Source organism: Bartonella sp. MR168JLCBS, from assembly GCF_042194175.1.
This window is the reverse complement of the sequence record NZ_JBHIMP010000029.1, coordinates 1-5,718: the sequence shown is the minus strand read 5'-3', so window position 1 is coordinate 5,718 and position 5,718 is coordinate 1. Positions and strand designations below refer to the sequence as shown.

3 protein-coding genes are annotated in these 5,718 nt (G+C 36.2%); 1 reads left to right on the top strand and 2 read right to left on the bottom strand.

Annotated elements, in window-relative coordinates; genetic code table 11:
- Positions 1–2,041 precede the first annotated feature (2,041 nt).
- Positions 2,042–2,974 (bottom strand): abortive infection family protein, encoded by a 933-nt coding sequence (locus tag ACFIK8_RS08670; RefSeq protein ID WP_375669200.1) that lies wholly within the window; start codon positions 2,972–2,974, stop codon positions 2,042–2,044.
- A gap of 329 nt (positions 2,975–3,303) precedes the next feature.
- Between ACFIK8_RS08670 and ACFIK8_RS08665 the strand changes: the two genes are divergently transcribed.
- Positions 3,304–3,531 carry a hypothetical protein gene (locus ACFIK8_RS08665; protein ID WP_375669199.1) on the top strand — a complete coding sequence of 76 codons (228 nt, stop codon included), beginning with the start codon at positions 3,304–3,306 and terminating at the stop codon, positions 3,529–3,531.
- Positions 3,532–4,665: 1,134 nt separating this feature from the next.
- Here ACFIK8_RS08665 and ACFIK8_RS08660 read toward each other — a convergent pair.
- Complete coding sequence (locus tag ACFIK8_RS08660) at positions 4,666–4,947, bottom strand: hypothetical protein (protein WP_375636721.1); 282 nt, start codon at positions 4,945–4,947, stop codon at positions 4,666–4,668.
- Positions 4,948–5,718: the final 771 nt, after the last annotated feature.

Here is a 5,718-nt window from a genome sequence, read left to right as displayed (position 1 = left end):
CATAACCTGAAGGCCGCAGGTTCAAATCCTGCCCCCGCAACCAAAGTGCCAAAACTAATGACTTCCATAAAAATCACGTGTCATCTGAACATGACATTGCGCTCATGATAAAACGTACAAACTGCCTAAACACCCATAAAACTATGACGGAAGGGGGGACTTGAAAATCTTCCCTCTCTAAAAAGAGTGCAAAAAATAGTGCTCAACCTAGATTGGTCTCAAAAATTCTCCGATGCCTCTCAAATTAACTTGAGAAAAAAAGGCACCATCACCCATACTATATTTGTCCGTCTATATCACATCCAAGGTGCATCCTTGCCAAGCAGGTTGCTATATGAGGAAAGGTCTTATTGCTACCATCTTGTCTCTCACGAGAGAACTTTCAAAATAAACTTTCATTCTAGATGGATCATAATGGAAGCACCATGGAAGAAGGATAAAACGTACGAGAGTCTAAACACCCATAAAGCTACAGTGAGGGAATGGGGTGGCTTGAAAATATTCCCTCTCTAAAAAATGCAATGGCCCATATAGACATGCAACTAAAAAGTTGAACTCACCTTTCTATCTTAAAACCCTACTTCTCAATCCTTCTCTGAAACTATTTGTGCATTACCTCAGTCTCGAGACTTTAAAAATATCCCATCAAGCTCTTCGTAAAGTGTATAAAAATAGTAAGAGATTTCTATCACCCTACACTTAAAACCAATCCTTCCAAAAAAGAGCTATAGTAGTCCTACCACGCTTATTTTGCACAACGCACGCATCCTGTGCTCTAGAGTAAATGGGAGCGATGAACCATTGATTTGTCAAAACGCTTATAAACTCATGGGCATATAAGTGATGAGGTAGTGTTATCAACGCTCCAAGCGGGATGCGCAACACATTTGTGAGATGACCAACGAGAGGGCTAGGTAGCTGGCGACTTTATCCTGATTGGACAATCAGTTTTGCTCAATGTCAGGAGGGAGAAAACCCATGGGTGGCAAATGGTGTGAGACAAAAACGCACAATCCAACCCTTTAAAAAAATTGAAGACAAAAAAGCTAACTGCTTTAGACAAAATCTTATTGCTATCATTGCGTCCATCACTAGAGCGATTTCAAAATAAACCTTTATTCTAGATGCTTAAAAATAAGCTAAAAAACATGTTGTTGGAGTTTGAAATTTGAAAACTGAGCTTTGCCTCTCTAAAATGCAAACTTCCCAATTCTTCCCTGAAACTAATCGTTTACGATCTTATTCCAGAAGCCCCAAAAAATCCTACAAACATAACCAAAAATAATCAAAGTCCTCTCCAAAATTTTCAGATATCCTCGTCTTTCAGAAAAAAACTGTCTTATATCTGCAATTTGGCTTGAGAAAAAACGGAACATCTCTATCCATAGATAAAAATGGCGAGAAGGTGAAAAAAACGCTTCCAGCTTACCTCTATCTTAATATCATAAAAAAGCTACAAAACTTGCTTCCAATGAAAAACGCAAGCCAAACTCTTCATCATGGCACACAATCTTTTTAAAGGGGCGGAAATCTTTAAGAAAAATCAACATTCTGGCGTGAGAAAAAGAAGGGCTGGCTTTTTGCTTTTGCAGCCATGGGTACTAATGTTTGAATGGAAGCTGGCAGTGGGGAAGGGGAAGTTATAGAGTGCGTGATCACTAAATTTTATCCCGCTATAGGAATATTGGGTTTTATAAGCTATAGAGAAGGTTATGTCGGGGGGGATGGGAAGCGCTCTTAAGTCTTAAAGATAAGAAATGATTTTAAGAAAATTTGCTCTTGTTCTTAGCTCGAAATATAAAATGTTATGATAGGCTTTTGATGAAAATGATGTTGTTTTGCGATAAAAAAGACAAACATGCATGGAGTGGAGGCTTTGCTAGCCTTTTGTCTTAAAAGACAAAACCTAAAATGCCTATGATCGTAACGATACCCCGATTATTTGCAAAGAGTGTTTTGTAAAGGGTAAAGCATTATGTTGGTAGCAAAAAGCCTGTAAAGAGAAAATGGTTATGGCATGTAAGAATAGTGCTCTTTTTTATTATGGCTGATCCATGAGCTCTAAGATATAAATTGAGAGAGAATGGGCGGCATTAAAAGTTAAACGCGCATGGCGAGGTTTGAGATTGATTAGTTCAAAATCCTTTTTTGAGCGGCCGTGCGCTGCACCTTTCTTGTTTCTTAACTTTATAGTACCTTCTACAATTTTATACAGACCGGATGCGATCATTTTTAAGTCATTTTCATCTAGATCTTGATTTTTTAAGTTTTCTTGCTTCAAATCTTCGGGATGGATCTTAGCTCTCTTAACGACTTCTTCCCATAAAGCGGGTAGATTATTACGGGCGTTTTCTGCATATGGGATAGAATGGTGGTCGAGATAAGCTTTGCAAGAGGCTTCCAATAGATTTGCTGCAAATAGAACTGCCTCCCTTGGATCTTTTTTTATATTTTCTAATGCTCTTTTTACTTCGATTTCTACTGCTGAAAGGCCTTTCTCTGCAATACGTTTTTGTAGCTCTTCTGTAGAGAGGAGACCTGCTTTTTGCAATTCTTGTGTGGAGGTCAGCTCATTCTTGATAATATGCCCTCCACGCTGATATTCCAAGTCATACTCCTTTAACTTTTCTAAAACTGTACATTTATCTTTTTGTAACTGTAAAATTTTTTCATATAATGGTGGATTGAATCCGCTTGGGTCTGGGTCATAATATTCTTTTTCCAAAAAATCCCCAAGCAAGTTACCAAGGACTTCAAGTGGTTCTTCGCATTGAGAATTGATTGCACGTAGCCACGCTTTAACTTTTTGGATTTTTGTACCTTCTGGAACCTCAGGAGGAGCAAATGATGCAATAAACAAGTCATCTAACTCGTTATGCGTATAATGGTGCGCAAACATTGGAGGAAGTAGTCCAATTGTTGCAGGAGGAATAGTGTTTTTCTGAAATATTTTTTGTGGGGATGATAATTGCATTTTGTATCTTTATAATATCAAAAAGTGGTGTGTGGAGTGGTTTTTAGAATATGATTTTATTGCCTGACCTTGCATAGAAGGTCGCGCAACAATTTTGTGGCTTATATAAGATTTGTGAAAGAGAAATACTATATTGTGTTTTAATTTTTTCTCCTTTCATTGTTATAGCAGTGAGGGGGATGGATAATGTGTGATAATTCAAAAAATATAGAATGAGAATAGAAGTATAATTTTGTATTATTGTAACTGCAATAACATTCTTTATTGGTAGATTGTTTATTGGAGAGAAGGAAGCAGGCAATGCGCATAATCCCTGAAAGGAAGGCTTTGTGACAAGAATTTCAACAATGGTATGTTACCAAATGTTGCGTATGTTTTTTGCTTGTCAGAAAGAGCAGATGGGGCTCTTTGTTCGCATAACCGGTAAAGAGAACAAGTGGGTAGGGGATCGGTTTACCAATTTCGTTTATCTCTTTAAGCTTACGGTTTTCTATAAAAAGGCTGTTTTCATTATATCCGCTGTTAATCTCGCGTATTTGGTCGTGATGGAAATATAGACAGTCATTCGTCTAAAAGGGACTTTAGGCAATAAAATGTGCGTAAAAGTGTTTAAAACAACTACTCTTGATTGTAAAACTTATAAGAAAATCTAGAAAAACAAAAGTTTAAAGGCGGGGAAATTTTAAGCAAATCTCAGAGCACACTGTAAAAGTAAAAAAACAGCCTTTTTAGAGATGGTTTGCTGTCTGTCATCGTGCATCATGATTTTCAATATTTTTAAAAATTTTCCCCTCAATGAGAGAAGGCTTTTTTATTAAAGAGGGGTAGATTTGTTATGACAGTTCACAATGAAATAGAGAGAAGATGCTGCTTTACCAGATGTTTTTGTCGCTTCATCTTCATTTGAACCTGTTGCGGTTATGCAAGCATAGTGATTCAAGGAGGTTTAAATGAGGTGAATAACATCACCAAGTTTGCAGCACAGTGCTATTTTCCACATCGCGATGCGTGGCAGAAGATGGTCAGCATTTGTGGGGGGCTTGCCCTAGGATGCCATATTCTATGCTGGTGCTGTAGGGGTGTCTGTTAGCGCGTTTATGGGACTATTCCGCATTGAAATGCGTGCTTAATTTCGTGGATATTTGCAAAGATACCAACAGAGAATCCCATATTTCAAGAGGTTTTGAGAGGTGTCCAAGAGCACAAAGCAAGTATGATGTTGATAAACACCGCATGTTACTGGAGATGGCCAAATTTTAGAGTTTAAGGAGCTTGTTGGTTTCGTGTTCTTTCATAAAAATAACGAAGGTTGTGGTCAAGGTCTCAGTGTGTTGGTTTCTCGAAAAGTAGTAAACTGCTCTATGATCTTATAAGCCATTGCAAATGTTATTGAGAAGGCGTTCAAACAAAGCATATCATAAATCGGAGCTCTTTTCTTTATGCGATAAGGAGAGTGCGAGGCAAAACAGTAAAAATACAGCGATATTGTTTGGGTGCCAAATGTATTCTCAATAGTTTATAATTTTCTTTTCTTAAATGTGCAGCTCTTTCTGGAAAATGTTCGACAATCTCTTAATCGTTTAATAAAAATTAAAATCGGTTATAAGGAAGAGCTTGTAAATTATAGAGTAGGAAAAAATTGCATTTTATAAACAACAGGGGAGGGCTGTTTCCATAGCCCAAATATTTTTTCAAGTTGTTATGGTATCTTCTTGAAGTGCTTGATCGATAAAAGTTTGATAATTATCAGAAACAATATATTGGGTATTTCCTCCCAAAGCTTTGAAATATTCACGACCGCAATGGATTTTTGCTTTTTCCAGATCGCGCAAGATGTCTTCGAAAATACTTCCTTTGCTTTCCACAACAAAATACAGTTTGTTTTGTCCATCTTTTACTTCAATAGAGGCGACTTCAATCTGCTTTATAAGCGTTTGTTCATAAGCATCGATGGAATCCAGCCTATATAGCATGTTGTGTTTATCAAGATGAAATTGTTTATGTAGATTTCTTGTATTGAAAGCAATGGTACGATTTTTGATGTCTGTATAAAAATATTGACAAAAAAAATTTTAATAACGCATGATTATAGAGTTTTGTCCTTTGTTTTAAGCGTGTAAAGTTAACCCGTTGTTTATCCATAGATTTTGTGTTCATTATTTATTTGATACATTTAATCTAGAATGTAAATTGTGTTCGTATATTCAAACTAATATATTGGTATTGAAGCGGTGGGAGTGTTACTTTGTTGAGAATAGATAATTTGGTAGGTTGGTATTCCCTTTGTATCAGAGAAATTTCACCTTATTCTCTCATATTGTACGTGGATGAAATATTAACCGCATAATGCTCTCTCTTACATGAGATGTAAGATTGATATGCTTTCCATATTAGGAAAAGTTGTTGATTGTAGAGGAGTATTTTTCTGCGAAATTTGTTTTGCTTAAATGGCAAAAATAGAGCAATAGTCGCATATTTGTTGCGCTGTAACGCATATATATATAATCGATGAAGTCAACACTTCATTTAAGAAATTTCTTAAAGAAAAAACATAAAAAAATAGAATTGTTGAAAAAAATCTTTTATTTTGAAGCTTGTTTCTCATGATTATAAAAGCTTTATGTGGATGTCGAAAATTTTGATTGTGTTGAAAAGCATGAAAAATCAAGGAAATTTTGCAAAAAAAGCTGCATCATGTGTGCAGCTTTTTATGTGTTTGCTTTAGAGGTAGAAGTTTTAAAGCA